This window comes from Inquilinus limosus (assembly GCF_051487185.1).
Lineage (GTDB): Bacteria > Pseudomonadota > Alphaproteobacteria > DSM-16000 > Inquilinaceae > Inquilinus > Inquilinus limosus_F.
The window spans coordinates 75649-100271 of record NZ_JAHVDK010000017.1 but is presented as its reverse complement, the minus strand read 5'-3'; the positions used below and the strand labels follow the sequence as shown (position 1 = coordinate 100271).

The 24623-nt window shown below is 69.1% G+C and carries 27 protein-coding genes; 15 read left to right on the top strand and 12 right to left on the bottom strand.

From position 1 onward, the window contains the following. Positions 1–186: 186 nt before the first annotated feature. The 3 genes from metF to KXR53_RS19970 form a co-directional block, all read right to left on the bottom strand. Positions 187–1107 carry a methylenetetrahydrofolate reductase [NAD(P)H] gene (gene metF / locus KXR53_RS19980; protein WP_437377020.1) on the bottom strand — a complete coding sequence of 307 codons (921 nt, stop codon included), beginning with the start codon at positions 1105–1107 and terminating at the stop codon, positions 187–189. After that, positions 1104–2054: an ArsR/SmtB family transcription factor gene (locus KXR53_RS19975; RefSeq protein ID WP_437377019.1), complete on the bottom strand. Its 951-nt coding sequence runs from the start codon at positions 2052–2054 to the stop codon at positions 1104–1106. Before KXR53_RS19975 ends, metF begins: the two co-directional genes overlap by 4 nt. Positions 2055–2280: 226 nt before the next feature. Beyond that, positions 2281–2907 carry an HAD family hydrolase gene (locus KXR53_RS19970; RefSeq protein WP_437377018.1) on the bottom strand — a complete coding sequence of 209 codons (627 nt, stop codon included), beginning with the start codon at positions 2905–2907 and terminating at the stop codon, positions 2281–2283. 66 nt (positions 2908–2973) lie between these two features. Here KXR53_RS19970 and maiA point away from each other — a divergent pair, with 66 nt between their 5' ends. The 4 genes from maiA to KXR53_RS19950 all read left to right on the top strand — a co-directional run bounded on the left by maiA (position 2974) and on the right by KXR53_RS19950 (position 7466). Continuing rightward, positions 2974–3615 carry a maleylacetoacetate isomerase gene (gene maiA, locus KXR53_RS19965; protein ID WP_437377017.1) on the top strand — a complete coding sequence of 214 codons (642 nt, stop codon included), beginning with the start codon at positions 2974–2976 and terminating at the stop codon, positions 3613–3615. Between the two features lie 337 nt (positions 3616–3952). Beyond that, positions 3953–4816 (top strand): SIR2 family NAD-dependent protein deacylase, encoded by an 864-nt coding sequence (locus tag KXR53_RS19960; protein WP_437377016.1) that lies wholly within the window; start codon positions 3953–3955, stop codon positions 4814–4816. A 22-nt stretch (positions 4817–4838) separates the two neighbouring features. After that, entirely contained in the window at positions 4839–5429 is a 591-nt protein-coding gene (locus tag KXR53_RS19955; protein ID WP_437377015.1) for an SOS response-associated peptidase, read from the top strand. A gap of 165 nt (positions 5430–5594) precedes the next feature. Beyond that, positions 5595–7466 (top strand): adenylate/guanylate cyclase domain-containing protein, encoded by a 1872-nt coding sequence (locus tag KXR53_RS19950; RefSeq protein WP_437377014.1) that lies wholly within the window; start codon positions 5595–5597, stop codon positions 7464–7466. 21 nt (positions 7467–7487) lie between these two features. On the opposite strand, the gene KXR53_RS19945 is transcribed toward KXR53_RS19950, so the two are convergent. Then, positions 7488–8477: a quinone oxidoreductase family protein gene (locus tag KXR53_RS19945; protein WP_437377013.1), complete on the bottom strand. Its 990-nt coding sequence runs from the start codon at positions 8475–8477 to the stop codon at positions 7488–7490. Positions 8478–8571: 94 nt separating this feature from the next. Between KXR53_RS19945 and KXR53_RS19940 the strand changes: the two genes are divergently transcribed. Then, complete coding sequence (locus KXR53_RS19940) at positions 8572–9450, top strand: LysR family transcriptional regulator (protein ID WP_437377012.1); 879 nt, start codon at positions 8572–8574, stop codon at positions 9448–9450. A 10-nt stretch (positions 9451–9460) separates the two neighbouring features. Here KXR53_RS19940 and KXR53_RS19935 read toward each other — a convergent pair whose 3' ends face one another. The 4 genes from KXR53_RS19935 to KXR53_RS19920 all read right to left on the bottom strand — a co-directional run bounded on the left by KXR53_RS19935 (position 9461) and on the right by KXR53_RS19920 (position 12667). After that, positions 9461–9913, bottom strand: a complete 453-nt coding sequence (locus KXR53_RS19935; protein WP_437377011.1) for a hypothetical protein — start codon at positions 9911–9913, stop codon at positions 9461–9463. A 141-nt stretch (positions 9914–10054) separates the two neighbouring features. After that, a complete protein-coding gene (locus KXR53_RS19930; protein WP_437377010.1) occupies positions 10055–11356 on the bottom strand; it encodes an O-acetylhomoserine aminocarboxypropyltransferase in 1302 nt (433 codons plus the stop codon). Positions 11357–11361: 5 nt separating this feature from the next. Next, positions 11362–11850, bottom strand: coding sequence for a CoA-binding protein (locus KXR53_RS19925; protein ID WP_437377009.1), 489 nt, complete (start codon positions 11848–11850; stop codon positions 11362–11364). 7 nt (positions 11851–11857) lie between these two features. Continuing rightward, a complete protein-coding gene (locus tag KXR53_RS19920; protein ID WP_437377008.1) occupies positions 11858–12667 on the bottom strand; it encodes an enoyl-CoA hydratase in 810 nt (269 codons plus the stop codon). Between the two features lie 121 nt (positions 12668–12788). On the opposite strand from KXR53_RS19920, the gene KXR53_RS19915 reads away from it, so the two are divergent. The 4 genes from KXR53_RS19915 to rpsI all read left to right on the top strand — a co-directional run bounded on the left by KXR53_RS19915 (position 12789) and on the right by rpsI (position 15601). Continuing rightward, a complete protein-coding gene (locus tag KXR53_RS19915; protein WP_437377007.1) occupies positions 12789–13211 on the top strand; it encodes a PaaI family thioesterase in 423 nt (140 codons plus the stop codon). A gap of 103 nt (positions 13212–13314) precedes the next feature. Next, complete coding sequence (locus KXR53_RS19910; RefSeq protein ID WP_437377006.1) at positions 13315–14457, top strand: helix-turn-helix transcriptional regulator; 1143 nt, start codon at positions 13315–13317, stop codon at positions 14455–14457. Positions 14458–14658: 201 nt separating this feature from the next. Then, the gene (rplM, locus tag KXR53_RS19905; RefSeq protein ID WP_437377005.1) at positions 14659–15117 is read left to right on the top strand and encodes a 50S ribosomal protein L13; all 459 of its coding nucleotides are present in this window, start codon (positions 14659–14661) and stop codon (positions 15115–15117) included. A gap of 4 nt (positions 15118–15121) precedes the next feature. Continuing rightward, positions 15122–15601, top strand: a complete 480-nt coding sequence (rpsI, locus tag KXR53_RS19900; protein ID WP_437377004.1) for a 30S ribosomal protein S9 — start codon at positions 15122–15124, stop codon at positions 15599–15601. On the opposite strand, the gene KXR53_RS19895 is transcribed toward rpsI, so the two are convergent. Together KXR53_RS19895 and KXR53_RS19890 are read right to left on the bottom strand one after the other, a co-directional pair. After that, positions 15519–16451: a hypothetical protein gene (locus KXR53_RS19895; RefSeq protein WP_437377003.1), complete on the bottom strand. Its 933-nt coding sequence runs from the start codon at positions 16449–16451 to the stop codon at positions 15519–15521. The genes rpsI and KXR53_RS19895 overlap by 83 nt on opposite strands. Before the next feature lie 90 nt (positions 16452–16541). After that, positions 16542–17096, bottom strand: coding sequence for a helix-turn-helix domain-containing protein (locus KXR53_RS19890; RefSeq protein ID WP_437377002.1), 555 nt, complete (start codon positions 17094–17096; stop codon positions 16542–16544). An 80-nt stretch (positions 17097–17176) separates the two neighbouring features. On the opposite strand from KXR53_RS19890, the gene KXR53_RS19885 reads away from it, so the two are divergent. The 3 genes from KXR53_RS19885 (at position 17177) to KXR53_RS19875 (ending at position 20070) form a co-directional block, all read left to right on the top strand. Further along, positions 17177–18310 (top strand): aminotransferase class I/II-fold pyridoxal phosphate-dependent enzyme, encoded by a 1134-nt coding sequence (locus KXR53_RS19885; RefSeq protein WP_437377001.1) that lies wholly within the window; start codon positions 17177–17179, stop codon positions 18308–18310. A gap of 244 nt (positions 18311–18554) precedes the next feature. Next, positions 18555–19514: an N-acetyl-gamma-glutamyl-phosphate reductase gene (gene argC, locus KXR53_RS19880; RefSeq protein ID WP_437377000.1), complete on the top strand. Its 960-nt coding sequence runs from the start codon at positions 18555–18557 to the stop codon at positions 19512–19514. A gap of 4 nt (positions 19515–19518) precedes the next feature. Beyond that, positions 19519–20070 (top strand): gamma carbonic anhydrase family protein, encoded by a 552-nt coding sequence (locus tag KXR53_RS19875; RefSeq protein WP_437376999.1) that lies wholly within the window; start codon positions 19519–19521, stop codon positions 20068–20070. On the opposite strand, the gene KXR53_RS19870 is transcribed toward KXR53_RS19875, so the two are convergent. Further along, the gene (locus KXR53_RS19870) at positions 20067–20993 is read right to left on the bottom strand and encodes a lysophospholipid acyltransferase family protein (protein WP_437376998.1); all 927 of its coding nucleotides are present in this window, start codon (positions 20991–20993) and stop codon (positions 20067–20069) included. The two genes, KXR53_RS19875 and KXR53_RS19870, sit on opposite strands and share 4 nt — an antisense overlap. Positions 20994–21309: 316 nt before the next feature. On the opposite strand from KXR53_RS19870, the gene KXR53_RS19865 reads away from it, so the two are divergent. Continuing rightward, on the top strand, positions 21310–21486 hold the full coding sequence (locus KXR53_RS19865) for a hypothetical protein (protein WP_437376997.1): 177 nt from the start codon (positions 21310–21312) through the stop codon (positions 21484–21486). Between the two features lie 25 nt (positions 21487–21511). Further along, the gene (locus tag KXR53_RS19860; RefSeq protein WP_437376996.1) at positions 21512–22894 is read left to right on the top strand and encodes a tetratricopeptide repeat protein; all 1383 of its coding nucleotides are present in this window, start codon (positions 21512–21514) and stop codon (positions 22892–22894) included. 118 nt (positions 22895–23012) lie between these two features. Here KXR53_RS19860 and KXR53_RS19855 read toward each other — a convergent pair whose 3' ends face one another. After that, the gene (locus KXR53_RS19855; RefSeq protein WP_437376995.1) at positions 23013–23741 is read right to left on the bottom strand and encodes a DUF6065 family protein; all 729 of its coding nucleotides are present in this window, start codon (positions 23739–23741) and stop codon (positions 23013–23015) included. 99 nt (positions 23742–23840) lie between these two features. Here KXR53_RS19855 and KXR53_RS19850 point away from each other — a divergent pair, with 99 nt between their 5' ends. Then, complete coding sequence (locus KXR53_RS19850) at positions 23841–24614, top strand: transporter substrate-binding domain-containing protein (protein WP_437376994.1); 774 nt, start codon at positions 23841–23843, stop codon at positions 24612–24614. Positions 24615–24623: the final 9 nt, after the last annotated feature.

Sequence of the window (24623 nt, the reverse complement as noted above, 5' to 3'; positions counted from 1 at the left end):
ACGTGGTCGAGATTAATTGAACGTGATGGAATTAATCTCGATGCGCTGTCCGCGTCAAGGACAGTTTCTCTCGTTCTTATGCCGGGCTACGACAGATGCTATCTGAGATGCAAACAATTGTATCTACCGGCGCGCAACTGTTCAAGCCGAGACGGGAGTAGGGCGGGTCCGCTTGGCGGACCCGCTTCAGGCGGCGCAGGCCTCGGCGCGGCGCGGGCGGATGCCGAGGAAGCGGCAGATCGCGAGCGTCAGCTCGGCCCGGTTCAGGGTGTAGAAGTGGAATTCCTCCACCCCGTGCGACTGCAGCTGCCGGCACTGCTCGACCGCGACCGAGGCGGCGACGAGCTGGCGCGTGTCCGGGGTCTCGTCCAGCCCTTCGAACAGCATCTCCAGCCAGTCCGGGATGGCGGCGCCGCAGGCTTTCGCGAATTCCTTGGTCCGGGCGAAGTTGGTGATCGGCAGGATGCCGGGCACGATCGGCAGGCGGATGCCGGCCGCGGCGGCGCGGTCGCGGAAGCGCAGGAAGGATTCGGTGTCGAAGAAGAACTGGGTCAGGGCGCGGTCGGCGCCGGCATCGGCCTTGCGCCTCAGGTTGTCCAGGTCGAATTCGGGCGAGGGCGCCTGCGGATGCGTCTCCGGATAGGCCGCGACCGAGATGTCGAACGGCGCGATGCGGCGCAGCCCGGCCACCAGGTCGGCGGCATAGGCGTAGCCGTCCGGATGCACCTCGTAAGGCGACCCGCCTGGCGGGTCGCCGCGCAGCGCCACGATGCGGCGGATGCCGGCGGCCCACAGGGCGCGGGCGACGCCGTCGATCTCCTCGCGTGAGGCGCCGACGCAGGTCAAGTGCGAGGCGGTGGGCAGTCCGCTGCCGTCCTGGATCTTCGTGACGATGCCGAAGGTGCGGTCGCGGGTCGATCCGCCGGCGCCGTAGGTGACCGAGACGAAGTCCGGCGCCAGCGGGGCCAGGCGCGTCACCGTCTCCATCAGCGTCGCCTCCGCCGCCTCGGTCTTCGGCGGGAAGAACTCGAAGCTGACGATCGGGTCGCGGCGGCCGGCTTCGGCTGTCGCACTCGAATGGGGGGCGGTCGCGGAAGGGGTCGTCATGCCGCGGCTCTCCGTTGCGCGACCCGCCGGGCGGGCCAGATGGTGACGGTCAGGGGCGCGCCGGGCAGATGCACCGGCGGTTCGGCCTCGAAGCCCGCCCGCTGCAGCCAGCGGGCGAAGACGTCGTCGGGGAAGCCCAGCCAGCGATGGGCGTGGTCGGTCCGCAGGCTCTCGACATCGTGCGGCGCGAAATCGGCGACGATCAGCCGGCCGCCGGGGCGCAGCACCCGCGCCGCCTCGGCGATCGCCGCGGCCGGGTCCTCGAGATGGTGCAGCACGTGGTGCAGCACGGCGACGTCGAAGGATTCGCCGGGCAGGGGCAGCTGGTACAGGTCGCCCTGCCGCACCTGGCAATGGCGTTGCAGACCGGCGCGCTCGATATTGGCGCGGGCCACCGACAGCATCTCGCGCGACAGGTCGATGCCGACCGCGCGCCGCACCCGCTCGCCCAGCAGGATCAGCATACGACCGCTGCCGGTGCCGAGGTCGAGCAGGTCGCCGATCTCGCCCGGCGGCAGCAGGTCGACGATCGCCTGCTCGACCGCGCTGTCGGCGATGTGCAGGGTGCGGATCTCGTCCCAATGCGAGGCGTTGTCGCGGAAGTAGCCGGCGGCTGCCTCGGCGCGCTGGCGCTTGACCGCCTCCAGCCGCTCCAGGTCCAGCCCGACCGTGGCGTCGGTATCGGGGATCAGGTCGACCAGGCTGCGCGCCAGCTCGGCCACCGCGCCGCTCTCCGCCAGCCGGAAGAAGGCGAAGGTGCCCTCGCGGAAGCGGTCCAGGAGGCCGGCCTCGGTCAGCAGCTTCAGGTGGCGCGACACGCGCGGCTGGCTCTGGCCCAGGATCTGCGTCAGGTCGGTGACCGACAGGTCGCCATGGGCGCACAGCATCAGGATCCGAAGCCGTGTCGGCTCGGCCGCCGCCTTCAGCCCCTGCAGCAGACGCTCCACGACCTTCCGGCCTCCCGCTCAGCATCACACGAAGGCACGATACCAAACTCTCAGCAAGACATAAACATGTCTTTATGTGTTTGAAGGAGTGAGTTCGGCTGCCCCTCAAACCGTCATTGCGAGGAGGCGAAGCCGACGAAGCAATCCAGGAGCCAGAGCGAGCCGCCCTGGATTGCTTCGCTTCGCTCGCAATGACGGAAGGATGGAGCCGAGGGAAGGAGCCTCCCTACAGCGCCCCCATCTCCGTGAGGTCGCGGTGCAGCTGCTCCGGCGATTCGAAGCGGATCGCGCGCATGCCGACGGCGCGGGCGCCGGCGACGTTGCCGGGGTTGTCGTCGATGAAGATGCAGTCGGCGAGGTTCAGGCCGAAGCGGCTCTCCAGCAGCCGGTAGATCCGCGCATCCGGCTTCAGCAGCTTCTCATGGGCCGAGACGATGACGCCGTCGAACAAGCCCAGGAACGGCCATTTCGCCATGGCCAGCGCGAATTTCTCGGCCGAGAAGTTGGTGATGGCATAGACCTTGTCGCCGCGGTCCTTCAGCCCCTTCAGGATCTCGACCGTGCCCTCGATCACATGGGGAACCATCTCCTCCCAGCGCTCGTCATAGGCGCGGATCAGCGGCTCGTGGTGCGGGAACTCGGCGACCTTCGCGGCGATTGCCTCGGCGAAGGGCGTGCCGGCATCCATCGACAGGTTCCAGTCATGGGTGCAGACTTCAGCCAGGAACAGCTCCATCGCCGCCTCGTCCGCGAACAGCTTGCGATAGAGATGCCGCGGGTTCCACTCGAGCAGGACGGCGCCGATGTCGAAGACGACGGTGGGGCGCGGCGAGTCCGGTCGTGACGAGGACATGGCAAGAGGCTCCGCTTCGGGCTATGTGGACTCGCTGGTAGCACGCGGGGAAAGCTGACCCAAGCCATGAAGCTGCACACCTATTTCCGTTCCTCGGCGGCCTATCGGGTCCGCATCGCCATGGCGCTGAAGGGGCTCGACTACGAGTCGGTGTTCCACCATCTGCGCCGGGGCGAGCACGCGGCCGAGCCCTACCGCTCGCTGAACCCGCAGAAGCTGGTGCCGGCGCTGGAGGCCGATGGGCCGGTGATCACCCAGTCGCTCGCGATCATCGAATATCTCGAGGAGGTGTATCCCAACCCGCCGCTGCTGCCGCCGGATCCGGCGGGCCGCGCCCGGGTGCGGTCGATCGCGCTGGCGATCGCCTGCGACATCCACCCGATCAACAATCTGCGCGTGCTGCGCTATCTGCGGACGCCGCTCGGTCACAACGAGCCGACGATCGAGGAATGGTACCGCCACTGGGTGGCGGAGGGGCTCGGCGCGCTGGAGTCGATGCTGTCCCGGTCGCCCCAGACCGGCGCCTTCTGCCATGACTCGACGCCCACCGTCGCCGATTGCTGCCTGATCCCGCAGCTCTACAACGCCCGCCGCTTCGACTGCGACCTGAACCCCTATCCGACGCTGCTGGGGATCGAAGAGCGTGCGCTGGCGCTGCCGGCCTTCGCCGAGGCGGCCCCCGAACGCCAGGGCGACGCCGAGGCCTGAGGGCCGCACTGGCGCGCCGATCCGCCGGGTTCATCGCCGTGCTGATCCTGCCCGAGATCAAGGGAAAGGTCCTGCATGCCGACGGCTGACCCGCTGCTCACCGCCCTGCTGTGTCAGGCGAGCTCGCGCGGCTCAAGGAGGCGAGGGGGCAGCGCGACGCGGTTCTCGCGCACAATCCAGCGCGGTTGTACGGCTTCGGCTGAATGAGACGCGTCGGGTTTGCGGACGCGAACCCGACGCTACGGCTGTCCCGGCTCAGGCTATCGGAACCGCGTGCCGCCTGGCCGGATTGAACGAGAGGTGGCGCGAATTGCCGCCGATCGGCCTGGATCGCAACGTGCCGTCACATCTGCCCAGCCGGGGCGAGATGCCCTCCGCCATCGAGGAGCTGGCCCGCTCGATCAAGGAGAGACGTGCCATCCTCTTCGCCGGGGCGGGGGCCTCGATGAGCGTCGGCCTGCCATCCTGGCAGAAGCTGATCGCTCACATGATGCAGGAGCTGGAGATCGACTCCGAGGAGTTCGAGAACTTCCAGAACAGCTACCAGATCCTGGCGGAATACTACCGTCTGAAGAATGGCAGCATCGGACCGTTGAGAAGCTGGATGGACCGAGCCTGGCACGTCTCCGCGGAGAAGGTGCGCGGCTCGAAGCTGCACGAGTTGATCGTCTCGCTCGATTTTCCGCTCGTCTACACGACGAACTACGACCGCAATATGGAGGTCGCCTACGAGATCCACGGGCGGGATTTCGTGAAGATCGCCAATGTCCGCGACATCGCGCGGGCGCGGGACGGTGTGCCGCAGATCGTCAAGTTCCACGGCGACTTCGACGACGACGGTTCGCTGGTGATCACCGAGGCGGACTATTTCAACCGGCTCGCCTTCGACAGCCCGCTCGACGTGAAGCTTCGGGCGGACGCGCTCGGCAAGACGGTGCTGTTCGTCGGCTACAGCATGTCCGACATGAACATCCGCATGCTGCTGCACCGGCTGTGGCAGACTTGGCGCAGTTCCGGTTACGAGCAGGACCGGCCACGCTCGTTCGTGTTCATGGCGCGCGCCAACCCGGTGCAGGAGGCGGTGCTCGCCCAATGGGGCATCACCGTGCTGAGCGAGGCGTCCGAGGACCCGCAGGAGGCGCTGGTGACCTTCCTGGCCAGGCTCAAGGAGCGGGTGGACCAGCTGCCGGACGGAACCTGAACGCGGCCGGGGAGACCAGCGAATGTGCAACGAGTACAGCTTGAAGATGGACACTGCGACGATCGTGCAGGATCTCGCGGCCGTGAGCATCGAAGCTCGATTCTCCGAGGGGGCGCCCAACATCGAGGCCAGGGACAGCATCAAGATCACCGATTCCGCGCCGATCCTACGCATGATCGAAGGCGAACGCGGGGCGGGCGACCTGGTCCAGCGGCGCTGGAGCTGGCCGGGGCCTGGGGGCAGGCCCGTCTACAATTTCCGATCCGACGGCCGCGAGTTCGCTGCCGGCCGCTGCCTGATCATCGCCGACGGCTTCTACGAGTTCACTGACCCGGCGGACCGCACGAAGAAGCGGAAGGACAAGTGGCTGTTCACGAGGGTAGGGGAGCCATGGTTCTGCATGGCCGGGCTCTGGAGAACCGCCCCGGAGGTCGGCGAGGCCTTCACCATGCTCACCACGGCCCCCGGCCCGGATATCGCGCCCTATCACGATCGCCAGGTCGCCATCCTGGACCGCGCCGATTGGGCGGCCTGGCTCGACCCCTCGATCTCGGCGAAGGCCCTGCTGAAGCCACTGCCGGCGGGGAGCCTGAGCGTCGAGCAGGTTGGCTGACCGCCGCTACCGGAAATTCCGGTCCTGTCGAGGTACCCGATAGCCCGCACATCCGATAACGCTTCAAGAGACGCGTCACGCCGATGACTTCGCGGCTGCAAGCAGGCGAGAGGGGGCGTACCATAGCGAAGCGATAATCTTTCGCCGCCGGGAGGGCTAGGCGCCATGGAGCGCAAGCTTGCGGCAATTCTCGCGGCCGACGTGGTCGGCTACTCCGCCCTGATGGAACGAGACGAGGCGGGGACGTTCAATCGGCTCAGAGCTCATCGCAAGGAGCTCTTCGAACCGGAGATTGTCAGGCACCATGGGCACGTCTTCAAGCTCATGGGCGATGGCCTGCTGGCCGAGTTCAGCAGCGTCGTGGATGCCGTGGAGTGCGCTGTCGTGCTGCAGCGCAGCATGGCTGAACGCAATGCCTCGGTCGAGGAGGATCGGCGCATCCAGGTCCGCATCGGCATCAATCTGGGCGAGGTGATCGTTGAAGGCGACGATCGTTACGGCGAAGGGGTCAACATCGCCGCCCGGCTGCAGCAATTGGCTGATGCCGGTGGGATCTGCGTGTCGGAAAAGGTTTCGAAGGAGGTCGAGAAGAAGCTCGCCTTCGGCTTCGAGCCGATGGGAGAGCAGCACCTCAAGAATATCGCCGAGCCGGTGCTGGCCTATCGGGTCAAGCTGGACGGCAGATCCTCCCCTGCTCAGCGCTGGAGCCGGCAATTTGCAGCGGTGCGACGTCCCAGGCTCGTTGCGGTGGCAATGATCCTGCTTGCGCTGGGGATGGGGGCCGGAGCCTGGTTCGGCGTCCTGCGGCCGGCGCCGTTGTCAGTCGCGGCATCGGGCGTGCCGTCGATCGCCGTTCTGCCGTTTGCCAATATGAGCGGTGACCCGGCCCAGGATTATCTTGGTCCCGGGGTTGCAGAACAGATCATCACTGTGCTGTCGACATTCCCGACCATTCGCGTCGTGTCCCGCATGTCGAGCTTCATCTACGACAAGCCGGTGAAGGTCCAGCAGGTCGCCCAGGATCTCGACGTCAGCTATGTGCTTGAAGGCAGTGTCAGGAAGGCAGCTGACAAGATTCGCGTCACGGCTCAGCTCGTCGATGCCACCACAGGCGATCACATATGGGTCAATAGCTACGACGAAGCGGGGGATAACGTGGTCGCCCTGCAGGAAGAGGTTGCAAATAAGATCTATGCTTCACTCGCCGGGCTCAGGGGCGAGATCAGAAAACAGGAACAGGGAAGAGCTTGGCAAAAATCGGCGCCCAGCCTTGAGGAATATGACTACTATCTGCGCGGTCATCAACTCTTCTTCCATTTCACCGCCGATGGCAACGCGCAGGCACGGAAGATCTGGCAGGAAGGACTGGCGAAATTCCCGGATTCTTCGCTTCTGCGGCTGAAGCTGGCATGGACTTACCAGCAAGACATTGCCAGCGACCGGAGCGAGGACGTACAGCGCGACATAGAGTTGGCCTGGAAGCTCGCCAAGGAAGCCGAAGCCGCTGAAGATAAGTCGCGGCTCGAGACCTGGTTGTCCCACTGGCTCATGGCAACGCTGTACCAGTGGCACGATGGGAATTTCGAGCGTTCGGTGATCGAGGCCGAGACCGCGATCCAGATGGTCCCCAATGACCCGTTTTCCCGGGCCGACCTTGCAGGCATGCTCGCAAATGCAGGGAAGCCGGATCAGGCCATCGACTGGCTTGAGGAGGTTATACGCCAAGATCCCAAGGGACCAGATTGGTACATCGGAAATCTGGCGTCTGCGTACTACTTGGCTGGCCGGCCGGCCGACGCGGTGGCCGAGTTCGAGAAAATGCAAAAGCCGTGGACGCTATATCTCGCGGCAGCTTGGGTTCGTCTTGGCAAGCTCGACGAAGCTCGTGCCATCATTGCCAAATTCATGAAGGAGAATCCTGGGTATACGATCAGAGACGAGGCGGTCTGGCCGTCCAAAAAGCAGCCGCAGTTGAAGGAGCCGCTCCTGACAGCCTATCTCGATGATTTGCGTAAGGCCGGGCTGCAGGAGAAGTAGCGGGCCGATCGCGTTGACATCCTAGATCTCCAGCAGGACGGAGCCGGTGGTTTTCCCCGCCTCCAGCGCCCGGTGGGCCTCGGCGGCCTCGGCCAGGGGGTGGACGGCGCCGATCAGCGGCCGCAGCCCGGCCTCGACCTCCGTCAGCACCTCGGCCGCGGCGCGGGGATAGACCACCGGGTCGGGCAGGTGGTGGCGCAGCACGCTCGGACGGGCGAGGGCGATCGACCGCACCGGCCCCAGCTCGTTGAGGTCGATCTTCGGCAGGCTGCCGCCGACCTGGCCCACGCTGGCGATCAGGCCGTAGGGCGCCATGGCGTCGAAGGTCTTCAGCAGCGTCCCGCCGCCGATCCCGTCGATCGCCATGTCGGCACCGCGCCCGCCGGTCGCCTCGCGCACCGCGGCGACGAAGTCGGTCTCGCGATACAGGATGGCATGGTCGACGCCGTGCGCCTTGGCCAGCTCGGCCTTGCGGGCGTCGCCGACCGTGCCGATCACGGTGGCGCCGCGCCGCTTGGCCCACTGCGCCGCGATCACGCCGAGGCCTCCGGCCGCGGCCTGGATCAGCACCACCTCGCCAGGGCGCAGCGGCCGCACCCGCTCGAACAGCATATGGGCAGTCAGGCCACGCACCAGCACCGCCGCGGCGGTGTCGAAGCCGATGCCGTCGGGCAGCCGGATGGCGCGCTCGGCGGGCAGAAGGCGGCGTTCGGCATAGCTGCCGGCGGGCAGCCCGGCATAGGCGATTCGGTCGCCCTCGCGGAGATGATCGACACCCGGCCCGACCCGCTCGACCGTGCCGGCGCCCTCCACGCCCAGGCCCGCCGGCAGGGCCGGCTGACCGTACAGCCCGGTGCGGTGATAGATGTCGACGAAATTGACCCCGGCGAAGCGCTGCCGGACCAGGATCTCGCCCGGCCCGGGCTCGGCCAGGGCGACGGTGTCGATCGACAGCGCCTCCGGCCCGCCGGTCGCGTGCAGGCGGATGGCGCGGGTGGTGATCGGGGACATGCGGCCTCCTCGGTTCCGATGCGCCGAAGATGGCACTGCGAGGATCCGTTCGGAATTCCGGGAGATCGCACGCGGTCCGTGCAATGATGCACGGATGGAATGGGGTGATGTCCGCTACTTCCTTGCCCTGGCGCGGGCCGGGTCCTTATCGGCAGCCTCGCGCCACTTGGGCGTCGAGCACACCACCGTCGCCCGCCGGGTCGACGCGCTGGAGGCCGCGCTGGGCACCAGGCTGTTCGACCGGCTGCCGCGCGGCTGGCGCCTGACCGCGGAGGGCGAGCGCCTGGTCGACGACGCGGCCCGGCTGGAGGAGGAGGCGCTGGCTTTCGCCCGCCGCGCCGCCGGCGGCAGCGGCGTCGCCGGCCCGGTTGCGGTCTCGGCCCCACCCTTCCTCGCCAACCACTTCGTGGCGCCGCGGCTGGGGCCGTTCCTGGCCGCCCATCCCGGCATCGTTCTGACCCTGATCGGGGAGAAGCGGGCGGCGATGCTCGGCCAGCGCGAGGCGGACCTGGTGCTGCGCCTGTCGCGGCCGACGGAGCACGGCGCCGTGGCCCGCCGCGTCGGCACCATGGCCTTCGGCCTCTACGCCGCGCCATCCTATCTGGAGGGCCGGCGGCCAGAGGACTGGGTGTTCCTGGGCGACGACGAATCCTCGGGCGAGCTGCCGCAGCATCGCTGGATGCTGGCCTATGCCGGGCCACGACCGCTGGTGCTGCGCAGCAACGACATGACGACGCTGCTCCAGGCTGCCCGCGCTGGCACCGGCATCGCCGCCTTGCCCTGCTTCATAGGCGAAGCCGATGACGGGCTCTCCTGTGTCGAGGTCGACCACGACGACGTCGCCAGCCGCGAGATCTGGATCGGCATCCACGAGGATCTGCGGCGATCGCCCCGGCTGCGGCTGGCGATGGACGCGATCACCGCGATCTTCACCCGCGAGCGCCGGCTCCTCGAGGGAGCCGGCGCTCCGTAGCGGAGCTCGGTCAGGAACCGACCGGCTTCATCTGCAGCGCCGGGGCGGTGGTGTTCGGGTGGGACGTCGCCGGCGCGCCGGCAACCGCGGGCACCAGGGTGATGTTGACCGGCGACGTGTATTTGTTGTCGGCGCCACTGGCGGAATCGATCGCCCAGCCGATGCCGCCACCCAGGATGACATTGCCGACGGTCGCGCCGGCCACATCCGATTTGTTCAGGAAAGTCGCCGTCTGATATCCCGGCTTGTCGCAAGAAATCGTGATGTCGTGCTTGGTCTTACGGATGGTCGCGGCCGCCGGCGTCGCCGGAATGGTCGCGATGACCGTGCCTTCCCGCTCAAGTCGGCATACGGCGCCGGCCGGGTTGGTATTGACCGCGACTTCCTGGGAGGTGCCCTCGATGATCGACGAACAGGCGCTCATGCTTGCCGCGGCGGCAAGCACGGATAGAAATTTCTTCATCCCTATTCCCTAATTTCAAACTAACGGATCTATGAACCGAGCAGAATTCAGTTCTGGTCCAGCCTATATTTCTTGAGGATGAAAAGTAAAGAGCCTCGTGCACAGGCTGGGGCGCGGCGAAGCCCCAGCCTGCGTGTCGGGTCAAGCAGCCGTCGCCGCGCGCAGCGCCTGGTCGAGATCGGCGATGATGTCGCCGACCGATTCCAGGCCGATCGACAGGCGGATCACCTCCGGCCCGGCGCCGGCGGCGCGCAGCGCCTCTTCCGTGAGCTGACGATGGGTGGTCGAGGCCGGGTGGATGATCAGCGACCGGGCGTCGCCGATATTGGCGAGGTGGCTCAGCAGCTCCACGCCTTCCACCACCTTCACCCCGGCGTCGTAGCCGCCCTTGACGCCGAAGGTAAAGACCGCGCCGGCGCCGCGCGGCAGGTACTTTTTCGCCAGGGCGTGGTACTTCGACGACGGCAGGCCGGCGTAGTTCACCCATTCCACCGCCGGGTGGGTGGACAGGAATTCCGCCACCTTCTGCGCGTTCTCGACATGCCGCTCGATGCGCAGCGACAGCGTCTCGATGCCGAGCAGGGTGAGGAAGGCGTTCAGCGGCTGCTGGTTGACGCCGAGGTCGCGCAGGCCGACGGCGTGGCCGTAGAAGGTATAGGCCAGGTCGCCGAAGGTCTCGTAGAAGCGCAGGCCGTGATAGCCCGGCTCCTCTCCGGTCAGGCCCTTGAACTTGTCGGAGCCCGCCCAGTTGAAGCGGCCGGAATCCACAACCACGCCGCCGATCGAGGTGCCGTTGCCGGACAGGAACTTGGTGGTGGAGTGGACGATGATGTCAGCGCCGTATTCGATCGGCCGGCACAGATAGGGCGTCGCCATGGTGTTGTCGACGATCAGCGGCACGCCGAGGTCGCGCGCCACCTGCGCGATCGCCTCCAGGTCGCTGACCACGCCGCCCGGGTTGGCCAGGCTTTCGACGAAGATGGCTCGGGTCTTGTCGTTGGCGGCGCGGCGGATGTTCTCCGGGTCGTCGGCGTCGACGAAATGGGTGGTCCAACCGAAGGCGCGCTTGAAGCTGTTGCCGAGCTGGTTGATCGAGCCGCCATAGAGCTTGTTGGCGGCGACGATCTCGGCCCCCGGCTCCATGAACGGAAACAGGGCGAGGAGCTGGGCGGCGTGGCCGGAGGCGGTCGCGACCGCGCCGACACCGCCTTCCAGCGAGGCCATCCGCTCCTCCAGCACCGACACGGTCGGGTTGGTCAGCCGGCTGTAGATGAAGCCCAGCTTCTGCAGGTTGAACAGCGAGGCGGCGTGGTCGACATCCTCGAAGACGTAGGAGGTGGTCTGGTAGATCGGCGTCTGCCGTGCGCCGGTGGCCGGGTCCGGCCGCGCCCCGGCATGGATCGCCAGCGTCTCGAAGCCCGGGCCGCTGCTGCTGTCGGACATTGTCCTCACCCTTTTCGCTGAATTTTCGACGAAATCACGCGCGACGAGGTGCCCATCCAGCTCAGCTCGCCGTTCAGCCGCGCCCATTCGATCTTCGGGCAGCGGTTCATCACCACCCGGATGCCGGCGGCCTCCGCCTTGGCCGCGGCGGCATCGTTGCGCACGCCGAGCTGCATCCAGATGATCTTGGGCCGCACCGGCAGGGCCAGCGCCTCGTCCACGATCCCGGCCGCAGCCTCGCTGTTGCGGAAGATGTCGACCATGTCGACCGGCTGCGGCACCTCGGCCAGCCGGGCATAGACGGGCTCCTTCAGGATGGTCTGGCCGGCCGCGCCGGGATTGACCGGGATGACGCGGTAGCCCTTGCCCTGGAGGTAGGTCATGGCGAAGTAGCTGGGCCGGTTCCAGTTCGGGCTGGCTCCGACCATGGCGATGGTCTTCACCTCGCGCAGGATGCCGCGAAGATAGGCGTCGTCGTAGCGATCATGATCCATTTCGGCGTCAGCACCCCTGCCAGACGGGCGGACGCTTCTCCAGGAAGGCGTCAATACCCTCCTCGGCGTCGCGGGCCAGCATGTTCCGCACCATCACCTCGCTCGCATATTCATAGGCGCTCTGCAGCCCCATCTCCGCCTGCTCGTAGAAGGCCTCCTTGCCGATGGCGAGGGTCAGCGGCGACTTCGCCGCGATCTGCCGGGCCAGAGCCAGCGTCTCCTCCTCCAGCCGGTCGGCCGGAACCACCCGGTTGACCAGGCCCAGCTCGCGCGCCCGCTCCGCGGTCACGGCGTCGCCGGTCAGCAGCATCTCCATCGCCGGCTTGCGGCCGACCGCGCGGGACAGGGCGACCATGGGGGTGGAGCAGAACAGGCCGATATTCACCCCCGGCGTGGCGAAGCGCGCCTCCGCTGCGGCAACGGCCAGGTCGCAGGTGGCGACCAGCTGGCAGCCGGCGGCGGTCGCCATGCCCTGCACCTGGGCGATGACCGGCTTGGGTAGGCGGGTGATCGCCAGCATCAGGGCCGAGCACTGGGCGAAGACGCGCTCGTAATGCTCGCGGCTGGGGTCGGCGCGCAGCTCCTTCAGGTCGTGGCCGGCGCAGAAGGCCGGGCCGGCGGCGGCCAACACCACGATCTTGACAGAGTCGTCCTGGCGGATCGCCTGCAGCTCGGTCTCCAGCGCCAGCATCAGGGCCATCGACAGGGCGTTGCGCGCCGCCGGGCGGTTCAGGGTCAGCACGGCGATGCCATCGGTGTCGCGCCGCAGCAGCGGCACGTCCTCCGCCGGGGCGGCGGGCAGCGGGTCGGCGGACATGGCGGTTCCTCGGATCCGGTCGTTGCCCGCACTCTACCGCGATGCCGTCCGGACGAAACAGGCCCTTGCGGGATCCGGCATGCGCCGCCCTACTGGCAGCAATGAACACAGGGAGGGCGGCATGCAGCCGGCGATCGAGGCCGAGACGATGGAGGCAATCATCCGCGAGGGCGTGCCGCTGATCGGCGCCTTCGGCGTCACGGTCACGGCGCTGGGCGCCGGCACGGCGACACTGCTGATGCCCTGCCGCGAGGATTTCGTGCGGCCGGGCGGCACCATCACCGGTCCGGCCCTGTTCGGCCTGGCCGACGTCGCGCTCTACGCCGCGGTGCTCAGCCGGATCGGCCAGGTCGAGCTGGCGGTCACCACCTCGATCACGATCAACTTCCTGCGCCGCCCGGCCTTGGCGCCGGTGGTCGCCGAGGCGCGCCTGCTCAAGCTCGGCAAGCGGCTGGCCTATGGCGAGGTGCTGCTGTTCTCCGAAGGCGAGGCGGAGCCGGTGGCCCACGCCACCGGCACCTATTCGATCCCGCCGCGCGCCTAACCCCCAGCGCGGTTATGGCAGATCGGCCACAATGTGGACCCGAGGATTGCCATGTTCCGCTCGTCTTGTAGGCCCCTTCATTTGGGGGGCATTCGAGACGAGCATGTTGGCCGAGGCGGTATTTGGCGCTGTCGAGCGGATCTATGATGCGGCCCTGCGGCCGGATGGGTGGGCGGACGGGCTGGAAGCTATACGCGGCCTTGTCGGGGCCGACCATGCGGTGCTCCTGACCCAGGAAGCGGGGCGCCCGGCCAACGGGCTCGGTGTCGGCGTCGACCGCGGTCCTCTCGACCGCCTGGCCGAGGCGGCGGGTGGCGGCGGCGCGGTGGATGCGTGGTTTCGCGCCATCCCCGCCCGACAGGTGGTGGCGTCGTCCAGCATGGTGACCGATGCCGACTTCCTGCGGAGCGAGATGTACAATGAGATCGTTCGGCCGATGAACGGCTTCCGTGCCGGCGTCTTCGCCTGGCACGGCCGGACGCGGTCGAGATACGTCGCCGTCTGCCGGCCGCCTGGGGTCCGGGACTTCGCGCCGGTGGAACTGAAGACGCTGCAGCTCGTGATGCCGCATTTCGCGGCGGCGCAGCGCCTGCGCCAGCGGCTTGCGGCCAACGATCTGCTGGTGGCGGAGAGCCGGTCGGTTCTGGAAGCACTGGACAGCGGCGTCATCCTGGTCGATGCCGAATGCCGGCCGCATTTCATCAACCGGCGCGCGGCGGAGATCGCGCGACGGCATCGCGGCCTGCGCCTGTCCTCGTCGGGCGTCGCGGCGGCGCTGCCCGCCGAGGCCAACCTGCTGCGCCAGATGGTGGCCGCGATGTCCGCGATCCTGGCGCGGCCAGCCGACGCCGCTTTGTCTCGCTCCGCAGTCGCCGCCTCGGCCCGGCTGTGCCTGTCGGATCCAGAGGGCGGCGCCCCCCTGGTGCTGACGGTTGCTCCGGTGACCGCGGTCGATCCGGTGGACGGGCGGTGCGGTCCGGCGCGGGCGGTGATCTTCGTCGCGGCGCCGGATTCGCCCCGATCGATCGACGAGCGTGCTCTGATCGCCGCCTACGGGCTGACGCCGCGGGAGGCGGAGGTGACCGCGCGGCTCGCCTCCGGCGCGACGGTCGGCGCCCTGGCGGAGGAATGGGGCATCGGCGTCAACACCATCCGCGGCTATCTCAAGGCCGTTTTCGAGAAGACCGGCACCCATCGCCAGGCCGATCTGGTCCGGCTGGTGATGCAGGGCTTTGCGGCGGCGTGAATATCGGCATGGTGCTGAACGCCAGCGATACTGCGGATTACAGCGAGGGTATCAAAATACCGTTCCGCTAAGCCGCTGTCGTTCCGTTGCTTTTTTCCGTTGACGCCGACGGGTTTGGCGCGTAGACAGCCGCGTCTCGCCGGGACCCCTGCCAGGGGCGCCCGTCGGCATCCGTTCCCGACCCTCGATCAAGGGCCCGTCATGAAGACATATTCCGCCAAGCCCGCCGAGGTGGAGAAGAAGTGGATCGTGGTCGACGCCGACGGCGTCGTTCTCGGTCGGCTCGCCAGCATCATCGCGATGCGCCTTCGCGGCAAGCACAAGACCACCTTCACCCCTCACGTCGACACCGGCGACAACGTGATCGTCGTCAACGCCGAGAAGGTCCGTCTGACCGGCAACAAGCGCCAGGACGACGTCTTCTACTGGCACACCGGTTATCCGGGCGGCATCAAGGGCCGGTCGAAAGGCGCGATCCTCGACGGCGCCCATCCGGAGCGCGTGATCGAGAAGGCGGTGGAGCGCATGATCACCCGCGGCCCGCTCGGCCGCAAGGTCATGGGCAACCTCAAGGTCTATGCCGGCCCGACGCATCCGCACGAGGCGCAGCAGCCCGAGGTGCTGGACGTCGCCGCCATGAATCCGAAGAACAAGAGGTAAGGCCGTGGCCGATCTGCAGTCCCTCTCCGATCTGAAGCCGACCCTCGAAGGCACCGCCGCGGCCGAGGCCGTACCGGTGGAGCCGAAGCGCGACGCCCAAGGCCGTTCCTACGGCACCGGCCGCCGCAAGGACGCGGTCGCCCGTGTCTGGGTCAAGCCCGGCACCGGCAAGATCACCGTCAACGGCCGCGACCAGGAGGTCTATTTCGCCCGTCCGGTGCTGCGCATGCTGCTGCAGCAGCCGTTCCTGGTGTGCGACCGGGCCAACCAGTTCGACGTCGTCTGCACCGTCACCGGCGGCGGCCTCTCCGGCCAGGCCGGCGCGGTCCGCCACGGCCTCAGCCGTGCGCTGGTGAACTACGAGCCCGGCCTGCGCGCCGCGCTCAAGGCCCACGGCTTCCTCACCCGCGACCCGCGCGTGGTCGAGCGCAAGAAGTACGGCAAGGCCGGCGCCCGCCGCAGCTTCCAGTTCTCCAAGCGCTGATCCGGTCCTCGGGTCTTCTGTTCGGCAAGGGGCGCCCTCGGGCGCCCCTTCGTCGTTCCAGGGGACGGCGGCGCGGCGACGGCGTGGTCGCGACCAGGGTCGGGGTCACCGCGGCCGGGCCGGCCGGGGCGGAAGCGGCCAGGGGCGTCGCCACGGTCGGGACGACCGCCGGCCGGGTCGGCTCGATGGCGGTGACGCCGGCGAAGCGGCGGCCGTAGTCGCTGATCCGCACCCCGTTGTCGTCGGCCGGATCGTAGCTGCCGCCGGTGGCGATGAAGCGCTCGGTCCCGTCCGGCCCGCCCAGATGCATCATGGCGCGCAGCCCGTCCCAGGTGATCGGCACCCCGGCGACGTAGCCGCCGATGCGCCGGTTCAGGCCGCGCTGCGCGATCTCGCGGTCGAGATGGTCGAGATGAAGGCGGAAGGCTGCCACCTGAGCCGCCGGGGTGTCCAGGAAGTCGCCGATCGACCGGACCTCGGGATAGCCCGGGATGTGGAAGGTGCCGCGCCAGCGGTTGCGTGTGTCCTCCGGCGTCAGCGGCTCGCCCGGGTCGTAGATCCCGGCGATCGCCGCCGCCGATTCGCCGAGCTGGAACAGCCCGGCATAGCCGCCCTTGTTCATCTGCAGCGGATCGCGGCTGCTCTCGGCCGCGGCCAGCAGATCGGCGAAGGCCTGGTCGCTCGAATGCGGGATGTCGGTCGGGATGTCCGGACCAGGCTGGAAGGCGGGGCCGAGCGGCGGGAAGGAGACGGCCAGATCCGGCGCCGAGGGGTGGTTCGCCGGCGCGGCCGTCATCAGCAGGCTGCCGGCGACGATGGCCAGCACGGCGTTGCGTCGCGATGAGGACATCCGATCGCCGCTCTGGTGAGTCCGCGGGCGGCACTGTGCAGGCCGAAGCGGAACGAGGCAAGCATACTTTCTCAGGTGGGGCGGATTGACTCAGCGCCCGCCCGGGCTCACCACCCTGACGAAACGCACCGGCCCGCCCTCCGCCCGGTAGGCATAGGACCGGTCGCTGGCCAGGCGCAGCGCATGGCCGGCGGGGGCGGCGAGGGCGGCGCCGTCCACCTCCAGCACCAGCGTCCCCTCCAGCACCAGAATCAGCTCGACCGTCCCGGCCGGATCGGGGGTGGCGTCGTAGCAGGCGCCGGCCACCAGCGCCCAGTCCCACAGCTCGGCCCGGCCGCCGGAGGTGAGGAGGCGGGCGCTGCCGGCCGGGGACTGCCACACCGTGGCGAAGTCCTCGGGCGGGATCACCTGCGCCGGGGCGGTGTCGCCGCCGCCGAACAGATCGGCGAAGTCCAGGCCGAGCGCCGCCGCGATCTCCGCCAGCGTGGCGATGCTGGGATTGGTCTCCGCCTTCTCGATCAGCGCCAGCATGCGCGGCGACACGCCGCTGCGCTCGGCCAGCGCCGCCTGGGTCAGGCCAAGGGCCTGGCGCTCCTGCCGCAGCCGCCGGGCGATCCGCTGCAGCACCTCCTGCGACGATGTCATCGGCCGTCACTCACAGCTTGTTGCTGATTGAGATGTAATATATTGCATGAGGAATGGCGACAGATTCCGGAGACGCGGCGATGGCCTTCCAGCCCTTCGAGCTCGAGCAATGGCAGTCGGAGTGGGAGCACACGGTCGAGTACAACCTGGCCGACAGTTCCGTGCGCTGCGCCCCGGTGCGCGAGGTTCTGGGGCCGGAGGCGGTCGACCGGCTGCTCGATCAGGTGCTGTTCTATCCGCAGGTGAACGGCACCGAGGCGCTGCGGGCGCGGATCGCCGGGCTCTACGCGGACGCCGCGGCCGACCAGGTGCTGGTCACGGCCGGCGCGTCCGAGGCGAACCAGATTCTGTGCCAGGCCCTGCTGTCGCCGGGCGACGAGGTGGTGGTGATGGAGCCGGGCTACCGCCAGATCTGGGGGATCGCCCGCAATCTGGGCTGTACGGTGAAGAGCTTCCCGCTGCGGCCGGAGGAGGGCTGGCGGCCGGACCTCGACGCGCTGCAGGCCGCGGTCGGGCCGCGCACCCGGATGATCGCGATCGTCAACCCGAACAACCCGACCGGCAGCATCCTGACCGCGGAGGAGGCGGCGCGGATCACCGCCATCGCCGCCAAGACCGGCGCCTGGCTGCATGTCGACGAGGTCTATCGCGGCACCGAGCGGCTGGCCGAGGAGGAGACGCCGAGCTTCTGGGGCGGCCCAAACTCTTCGACTCACTATGAGCGCACGGTGGTGGTCGGCAGCCTGTCCAAGGCCTATGGCCTGGCCGGGCTGCGCGTCGGCTGGCTCGTGGGCCCGAAGGAGCTGGTCGAGGCGGCGTGGCGCCGGCACGAATATGTCGTCATCGCCACCGCCGGCCCGTCGATGCTGCTGGCCGAGCTGGCGCTGGAGCCGGCGACCCGGGCCCGCCTCCTGGCCCGGCAGCGCGAGCTGTCGCGCCGCGGCTGGGAGGGGCTGGAGCGCTGGATCGGCGCTCATGCCGATCTGGTCTCGGCGGTGCCGCCCGCGGCCACCGCGCTCGGCTTCGTCCGCTACCATCTGGACCTGCCCTCGGTCGCGGTCGCCGACGCGATCCGCCGCCGCGCCTCGGTGCTGGTGGCGCCCGGGCTGCATCTCGGCGCCGAGCACCATCTGCGCATCACCCATGGCTATGAGCACGCGCCGGTGGCGCTGGACCGCATCGCTACGGTGTTGAGAGAGCTCAAGGCAGGCTGAGGCTGGGATGGCAGCCCCCATTGCTGTCATGCCCGGGCTTGACCCGGGCATCCAGAGGGTGTCGACGCCCACTGGATTGCCGGGTCAAGCCCGGCAATGACAGGGGAGGGAATGGCCGGACAAAGCAGGCCGCCTCGTCTTCAACCATCCTCCCGCAAATATCCGCCATGACCGCGTTGCCGGTTCGGCCGCGGCCCCGGATGTGTTAAGTCATCGCTGACTGATCCTGATTGAGGGCAAGGCGATGCCGGCGACGGTGTTCATCGATGGCGAGGCTGGAACGACGGGGCTGCAGATCCGCGACCGTCTGGCCGGCCGCGCCGATGTCGAGATCGTCAGCCTGGCCGACGCGGAGCGCAAGGACCCGGCGGCGCGCCGCCGGGTGCTGAACGCGGTCGACGCCGCGATCCTGTGCCTGCCCGACGACGCCGCGCGCGAGGCGGTGGCGATGATCGAGAATCCGGCGGTGCGGGTGATCGACGCCTCGACCGCGCATCGCACGGCGGAAGGCTGGACCTACGGTTTCGCGGAGCTGGCGCCGGGCCAGGCCGAGGCGGTGGCGGCGTCCAAGCGCATCTCCAACCCCGGCTGCTACCCGACCGGCGGCATCGCCCTGCTGCGGCCGCTGGTCGATCGCGGCCTGGTGCCGGCGGATTATCCGGTCACCGTCAACGCCGTCAGCGGCTATACCGGCGGTGGCAAGAGCCTGATCGCCCGCTACGAGACCGAGCACAAGGGCGCGCCCTTCTACCTCTACGGGCTGAAGCTGGCGCACAAGCACGTGCCGGAGCTGCAGCGCTGGTCCGGCCTGGCGCGCCCGCCGATCTTCGTGCCCTCGGTCGGGCGCTTCGCCCAGGGCATGCTGGTGTCGCTGCCGCTGCCGCTGTGGTCGCTGCCGAAGCGGCCCTCGGCCGCTGATCTGCACGCGGCGCTGGCCGAGCATTATCAGGGCCAGCCCTTCGTCACCATCGCGCCGCTGACCGATGCCGAGGCGATGGCGGAGCTGGAGCCCGAGGCGCTGAACGGCACCAATCAGCTGCGCCTGTTCGTCTTCGCCAACGCCAAGGCGGAGCAGGCGCTGCTGGTCGCTCAGCTCGACAATCTCGGCAAGGGCGCGTCGGGCGCGGCGGTGCAGAACCTGAACCTGGCGCTGGGGCTGGAGCCCACCGCGGGGCTGCTGCCGGCCCGGCCGGCGGCGGCCTGATCCGATGCCCGCCGGCGCGGTGATCCTACCCTATCGCGACAAGCAGCCGCGGATCGCGCCGGACGCCTTCATCGCGCCCGGCGCCGTGGTGATCGGCGACGTCGAAATCGGACCCGGCACCAGCGTCTGGTTCGGCTGCGTCATCCGCGGCGACATGCAGCCGATCCGCATCGGCGCCCGCACCAACATCCAGGACGGCACGGTGATCCATGTCGCCTCGGCGGACGGGCCGACCCATATCGGCGACGACGTCACCATCGGCCATATGGCGCTGATCCACGCCTGCACGCTGGAGAACCGCAGCTTCGTCGGCATGAAGGCCTGCGTCATGGACCTGGCGGTGGTCGAGAGCGGCGGCATGGTCGCGGCCGGGGCGTTGCTGACCCCCGGCAAGCGGGTGCCGGCCGGCCAGCTCTGGGCCGGCAGCCCGGCCCGCTTCGTGCGCGCCCTGACCGACGAGGAGCACGAGCACCACCGCAAGCTGGCGGAGGGCTACGTCGCCCTCGGCGTCGAATACCGCGCCAACGTGGTGCTGGACGCGGGGACGGCGCTCTAGGATTCGTCGTTGACCGCAGCCAGGCTGGCCTTGTAGGCCAGAACACGCTGCCGCAACTTGCGCGGGCGCGGCATCATCCAGCGCTTGTGCAGCCACAGCCACTGCTCGGGGCGGCCGCGGACCCAGCCCTCGACCACGCCGTTGAGGGCGATCGTCGCCGCCTCGATATCGGCCTTGCGGTCGCCGGTGCGCGGCAACGCCAGCGGCGGCTCGAACACCGCGCGGTAGCGGGCGCCGGCCAGCCGCTCGATCCTGACCGGGATCACGGCGCAGCCCAGGTGATAGGCCATGGCAACGGCGCCGGGCGAGGTCATGGCGTCATGGCCCATGAACGGCACCTTCAGCCCGCCATTGTAGCGCTGGTCGACCATCATCCCCAGCACCCCACCGGCGCGCAGCACCGACAGGGCGCGCTTGGCGTCGGCCCCCTCCATCCGCTTCTCCAAGAGGATGGTGCCGACGGAGCTGCGGATGCGGTGCAGCAGCCAGCCGACCAGCGGGTTCTTCGGCGGCCGGGCGATGGCGGTGAAGGGCACGCCGTGATTGGCGGCGACCGCGGCCCCGACCTCCCAATTCCCGAAATGGCCGATCGCCATCACCACCCCGCGGCCGCCGTCGCGGGCGGCCAGGAAATGCTCGATCCCTTCGACCTGGATGCGGCGGGGGCGCCGGGCCTCGCTGCGGCGCAGCCGGCCAAGATGCGGGAACTCGGCGATCACCCGGCCGAGATTGTCCCACATGCCGCGGATCACGCGCCGACGCTCCCCCTCCGACAGTTCCGGCATCACCAGCCGCAGATTGGCGTCGGCCCGGCGCGAGGCGCCGAGGCGCGGCCCGAGGGTGCGGCCGACCCAGCCACCGAGGCCGGAGGCGACATCGAGCGGCAGCGCCCGCATCAGCCCGTAGAGGGCATAGAGGGGCACCGCCTGCGCGGCCGCGGCGAGATGATGGCGGCCGCGGCGGCGCCACTGCTTCCGGAGACGCGAGACGCGCGCGGACCAGCCCGGACGGGCCGGTACAGGGGAAACGTCTGTACGGGAAATGGGATGCCTCGGTTCTGCTGGGACCCGGTTCTCGAGCGGTCCTCGGCGGCGTTCGTTGGAGCCTACTCGTGGCATGAACGTCTTTCCGGCACCAGATGTTTCGCATTTCCGGATATTTCTCTGGATCGGAAGCGCGGCCTTGCGCCGGACCGGCGAAGCGCCATATGACGGCGGCCCAGCCCGAAAGGAGAGGCAGATGAAGAAGCCCGTGCCCAAGGCCGGGCCGAAGCGGCGCGATCCGCATGCGCTGATCGCCCGCCGGCTCGGCCACAAGATCGTCCCGTCCGGCAAGCTCTACAGCCGCAAGGAAAAGCACCGAAGCCCCCGCCGACCGGACGGGGGCTTCGCCGTTTCAGAGCTTCGGGTATCCTGATCCGGACGAGGAGGAGGATCCGGCCATGGGCCTCACCGACAGCCGCGGCGTTCCGGTCTCCACCCGGAGCCGTGCCGCGCTCGACCGCTATGAGGCGGCGGCCGAGAAGCTGCACAGCTATTTCCGCGATCCGCTGGCGGAGATCGAGGCGGCGCTGGCCGAGGATCCGGGCTTCGTCATGGGCCATTGCCTGCGCGGCACGCTGATGGCGCTGGCGACCGAGAAGGCGGCCGAGGCGCCGCTGCGCCAGAGCGTCGAGGCGGCGGAGGCGCTGGCGGCCGGGGCGAATGAGCGCGAGCGCGGTCATATCGCGGCGCTGCGCGCCTGGCTGGACGGCGACTTCGCCGGCGCGGTCGATGCCTGGGGCCGGGTGACCGAGGCCTGGCCGCGCGACGGGCTGGCGCTGCAGGCCGCCCATCTCGGCGACTTCTATCTCGGCCACACGCAGCTGCTGCGCGACCGCATCGCCCGGGCGCTGCCGGGCTGGGACGAAGAGGTGCCGGGCTACGGCTATGTCCTCGGCATGCACGCCTTCGGCCTGGAGGAGACGGGCGACTACCGCGCCGCCGAGGCCACCGGCCGCCGCGCCGTGGCGCTGCAGCCGCGTGACCCCTGGGCGATCCACGCCGTCGCCCATGTCATGGAGATGGAAGGCCGGCTGCCGGAGGGCATCGGCTGGCTGACCGGCCGCACCGGCGACTGGGCGCCGGACAACATGTTCGCCTTCCACAACTGGTGGCATCTGGCGCTCTACCATCTCGACCTGGGCGAGACCGGCACGGTGCTGCGGCTCTACGACGAGGCGATCCGGCCGCAGCCCTCGGCCCTGGCGCTGGAGACGCTGGACGCCACGGCCCTGTTGTGGCGCCTCTATCTGCGCGGCGTGGATGTCGGGGAGGGGGGCGGCGCCCGCTGGGCCGACCTCGCCGACACCTGGGCGCCGATGGCCGAGGACGGCTACTACGCCTTCAACGACATGCACGCGATGATGGCCTTCGTCGCCACCGGCCGTGACGCCGATGCCGAAAGGCTGCTGGCGGCCCAGGCCCGGCGCGTCGCGGCTGGCGGCACCAACGCGGCGATGACGGCCGAGGTGGGGCTGCCGGTGTGCCGGGCGCTGCGCGCCTTCGGCGCCGGCGACTACGGGATGGCGGTCGAGCTGCTGGCGGCAGTGCGGGCGGTGGCGCACCGCTTCGGCGGCAGCCACGCCCAGCGCGACGTGCTGAATCTGACCCTGGTCGAGGCGGCGCTGCGCGGCGGGCAGGCCGATCGGGCCCGTGCCCTGGCGGCGGAACGCACCGCGGCCAAGCCTGGCAGCCCCTTCAACTGGCGCCTGACCGCCCGCGCCTTGCGGCTGGCGGGGGATGAGGCGGGGGCGGTGGCGGCGGAGAAGAGAGCCGACGCCTGATGCTTCCTCTTCGTCATTGCGAGCGTAGCGAAGCAATCCAGCGGTGCCGTCCTAGCCATCGGCGCCTGGCCCCTGGATTGCTTCGTCGGCTTCGCCTCCTCGCAATGACGGAAAGGGATCACTCCACCCTGAACGGCTTCAGCCGCAGCTTGGTCTGGTGCTGCGGCGCAGGCGTGCCGTCGGGGGCGAGGCCGCGGTAGTAGCCCTTCTGCCACTTCGCCTCATTGGCCTCGGTGCCGGGCACGGCGAGGTCGGCCAGGAAGTCGGCGCGGCCCCGGTGGAAGGCCCAGTAGCGCGCCTCCAGCTCCGGGTCGTCGGACAAGGGCCGGAACTCCGGCTCCACGGCCTCCACCGCGTCGCGCGCCAGGGGGAAGAACAGGCAGAAGGGCTCGCCGGCCGCGAACTCGACCATGTGGTTCGGCCGGGTGAAGCGCCAGTTCATGGTGAAGCCGTAGGGCGACCAGTCCGTCTCGACCACGCCGGTCAGTGGCGCGATGCCGTCCTTCGGCGCGTTGGTCGGGCCGGAGACCCAGAGATTCGCGCCCGGCTCGGTGCGCAAGAGCAGCGGCACGTGGAAGGTCAGGATACCGCTGCCGAAATGGCCGAGCGCCGGGTGCGGACCTTCTCCGTCGGCCTCGACCCGCACCGAGTCCGGCGCCGTGCCGCCGTCCCACCAGGCCCGGATCGGGCGCGGGCACAGGATCTCCCAACCATGGGCGTTGGCGATGTTCAGCGGCAGGCAGCGATAGGCGAAGCCCTCCGGCGTCGCCGACATCCAGTCGCGCGTGGCCGGGGCCGGCCGGATCTCGGGGGGCGCCCCGCCGATGGTGTAGGCGATCAACTTCATGGCACGATCCTAGCGGCGGCGGCCGGCCGGGACGACCCTGTTGGTGGCGGCGCATATGTCCGACTAAGATCGCCGCCGACTCGAAAACAGGGAGGTTCCATGCGCCTGCTCGCCGCCGCCGCTTTGCTGCTCGTCCTGCCCGCCGCCGCGATCGCGGCGGAGCCCGACGGCCGGCTCGACGCCGTGACCAAGGCCGGGGTGCTGAAGGTCTGCACCACCGGCGACTACAAGCCCTTCACCTATCTCGACCCGGCCAAGGGCGAGTTCGAGGGCATCGACATCGACATGGCCCGCGACCTCGCGGCCGCGCTCGGGGTGAAGGCGGAGTTCGTGAAGACCAGCTGGAAGACGCTGCTGGCGGACTTCACCGGCGGCGCCTGCGATATCGCCATGGGCGGCATCAGCGTCACCCTGCCGCGGCAGAAGCAGGCCTTCTTCAGCATTCCCTACCTGGTCGACGGCAAGACCCCGATCACCCGCTGCGAGAATGTCGAGAAGTTCCAGACGGTGGAGCAGATCGACAAGCCGGACGTCACCCTGGTGGTCAATCCCGGCGGCACCAATGAGAGCTTCGCGCGCGAGACGATGAAGTCGGCGAAGATCACGGTGTTCCCGGACAACACCAAGATCTTCGACGAGATCCTGGCCGGCCGTGCCGACCTGATGATCACCGACGCCACCGAGACCCGGCTGCAGCAGAAGCTGCGCCCCGGCCTGTGCGCGGTGCATCCGGACCAGCCCTTCACCTTCGCCGAGAAGGCCTATCTGCTGCCGCAGGGCGACGAGGTGTTCAAGGCCTTCGTCGACCAGTGGCTGCATCTGCGCCTGCACGACGGCGGCTACGCCAAGATCAGCGCGGCGTGGATTGGGTAGGGCGCATCA

What these genes read in the sequence shown, in the direction of transcription:
- KXR53_RS19860 (WP_437376996.1), top strand. Translation starts at nt 21,512, where the DNA reads ATGGGCCTCACCGACAGCCGCGGCGTTCCGGTCTCCACCCGGAGCCGT.
- KXR53_RS19890 (WP_437377002.1), bottom strand. Translation starts at nt 17,096, where the DNA reads ATGACATCGTCGCAGGAGGTGCTGCAGCGGATCGCCCGGCGGCTGCGG.
- KXR53_RS19935 (WP_437377011.1), bottom strand. Translation starts at nt 9,913, where the DNA reads ATGAAGAAATTTCTATCCGTGCTTGCCGCCGCGGCAAGCATGAGCGCC.
- argC (WP_437377000.1), top strand. Translation starts at nt 18,555, where the DNA reads ATGCCGGCGACGGTGTTCATCGATGGCGAGGCTGGAACGACGGGGCTG.
- KXR53_RS19915 (WP_437377007.1), top strand. Translation starts at nt 12,789, where the DNA reads ATGCAGCCGGCGATCGAGGCCGAGACGATGGAGGCAATCATCCGCGAG.
- metF (WP_437377020.1), bottom strand. Translation starts at nt 1,107, where the DNA reads ATGACGACCCCTTCCGCGACCGCCCCCCATTCGAGTGCGACAGCCGAA.
- KXR53_RS19850 (WP_437376994.1), top strand. Translation starts at nt 23,841, where the DNA reads ATGCGCCTGCTCGCCGCCGCCGCTTTGCTGCTCGTCCTGCCCGCCGCC.
- KXR53_RS19955 (WP_437377015.1), top strand. Translation starts at nt 4,839, where the DNA reads ATGTGCAACGAGTACAGCTTGAAGATGGACACTGCGACGATCGTGCAG.
- KXR53_RS19885 (WP_437377001.1), top strand. Translation starts at nt 17,177, where the DNA reads ATGGCCTTCCAGCCCTTCGAGCTCGAGCAATGGCAGTCGGAGTGGGAG.
- KXR53_RS19855 (WP_437376995.1), bottom strand. Translation starts at nt 23,741, where the DNA reads ATGAAGTTGATCGCCTACACCATCGGCGGGGCGCCCCCCGAGATCCGG.
- KXR53_RS19920 (WP_437377008.1), bottom strand. Translation starts at nt 12,667, where the DNA reads ATGTCCGCCGACCCGCTGCCCGCCGCCCCGGCGGAGGACGTGCCGCTG.
- KXR53_RS19895 (WP_437377003.1), bottom strand. Translation starts at nt 16,451, where the DNA reads ATGTCCTCATCGCGACGCAACGCCGTGCTGGCCATCGTCGCCGGCAGC.
- KXR53_RS19925 (WP_437377009.1), bottom strand. Translation starts at nt 11,850, where the DNA reads ATGGATCATGATCGCTACGACGACGCCTATCTTCGCGGCATCCTGCGC.
- KXR53_RS19945 (WP_437377013.1), bottom strand. Translation starts at nt 8,477, where the DNA reads ATGTCCCCGATCACCACCCGCGCCATCCGCCTGCACGCGACCGGCGGG.
- KXR53_RS19875 (WP_437376999.1), top strand. Translation starts at nt 19,519, where the DNA reads ATGCCCGCCGGCGCGGTGATCCTACCCTATCGCGACAAGCAGCCGCGG.
- KXR53_RS19970 (WP_437377018.1), bottom strand. Translation starts at nt 2,907, where the DNA reads ATGTCCTCGTCACGACCGGACTCGCCGCGCCCCACCGTCGTCTTCGAC.
- rplM (WP_437377005.1), top strand. Translation starts at nt 14,659, where the DNA reads ATGAAGACATATTCCGCCAAGCCCGCCGAGGTGGAGAAGAAGTGGATC.
- KXR53_RS19930 (WP_437377010.1), bottom strand. Translation starts at nt 11,356, where the DNA reads ATGTCCGACAGCAGCAGCGGCCCGGGCTTCGAGACGCTGGCGATCCAT.
- KXR53_RS19865 (WP_437376997.1), top strand. Translation starts at nt 21,310, where the DNA reads ATGAAGAAGCCCGTGCCCAAGGCCGGGCCGAAGCGGCGCGATCCGCAT.
- KXR53_RS19940 (WP_437377012.1), top strand. Translation starts at nt 8,572, where the DNA reads ATGGAATGGGGTGATGTCCGCTACTTCCTTGCCCTGGCGCGGGCCGGG.
- KXR53_RS19910 (WP_437377006.1), top strand. Translation starts at nt 13,315, where the DNA reads ATGTTGGCCGAGGCGGTATTTGGCGCTGTCGAGCGGATCTATGATGCG.
- maiA (WP_437377017.1), top strand. Translation starts at nt 2,974, where the DNA reads ATGAAGCTGCACACCTATTTCCGTTCCTCGGCGGCCTATCGGGTCCGC.
- KXR53_RS19950 (WP_437377014.1), top strand. Translation starts at nt 5,595, where the DNA reads ATGGAGCGCAAGCTTGCGGCAATTCTCGCGGCCGACGTGGTCGGCTAC.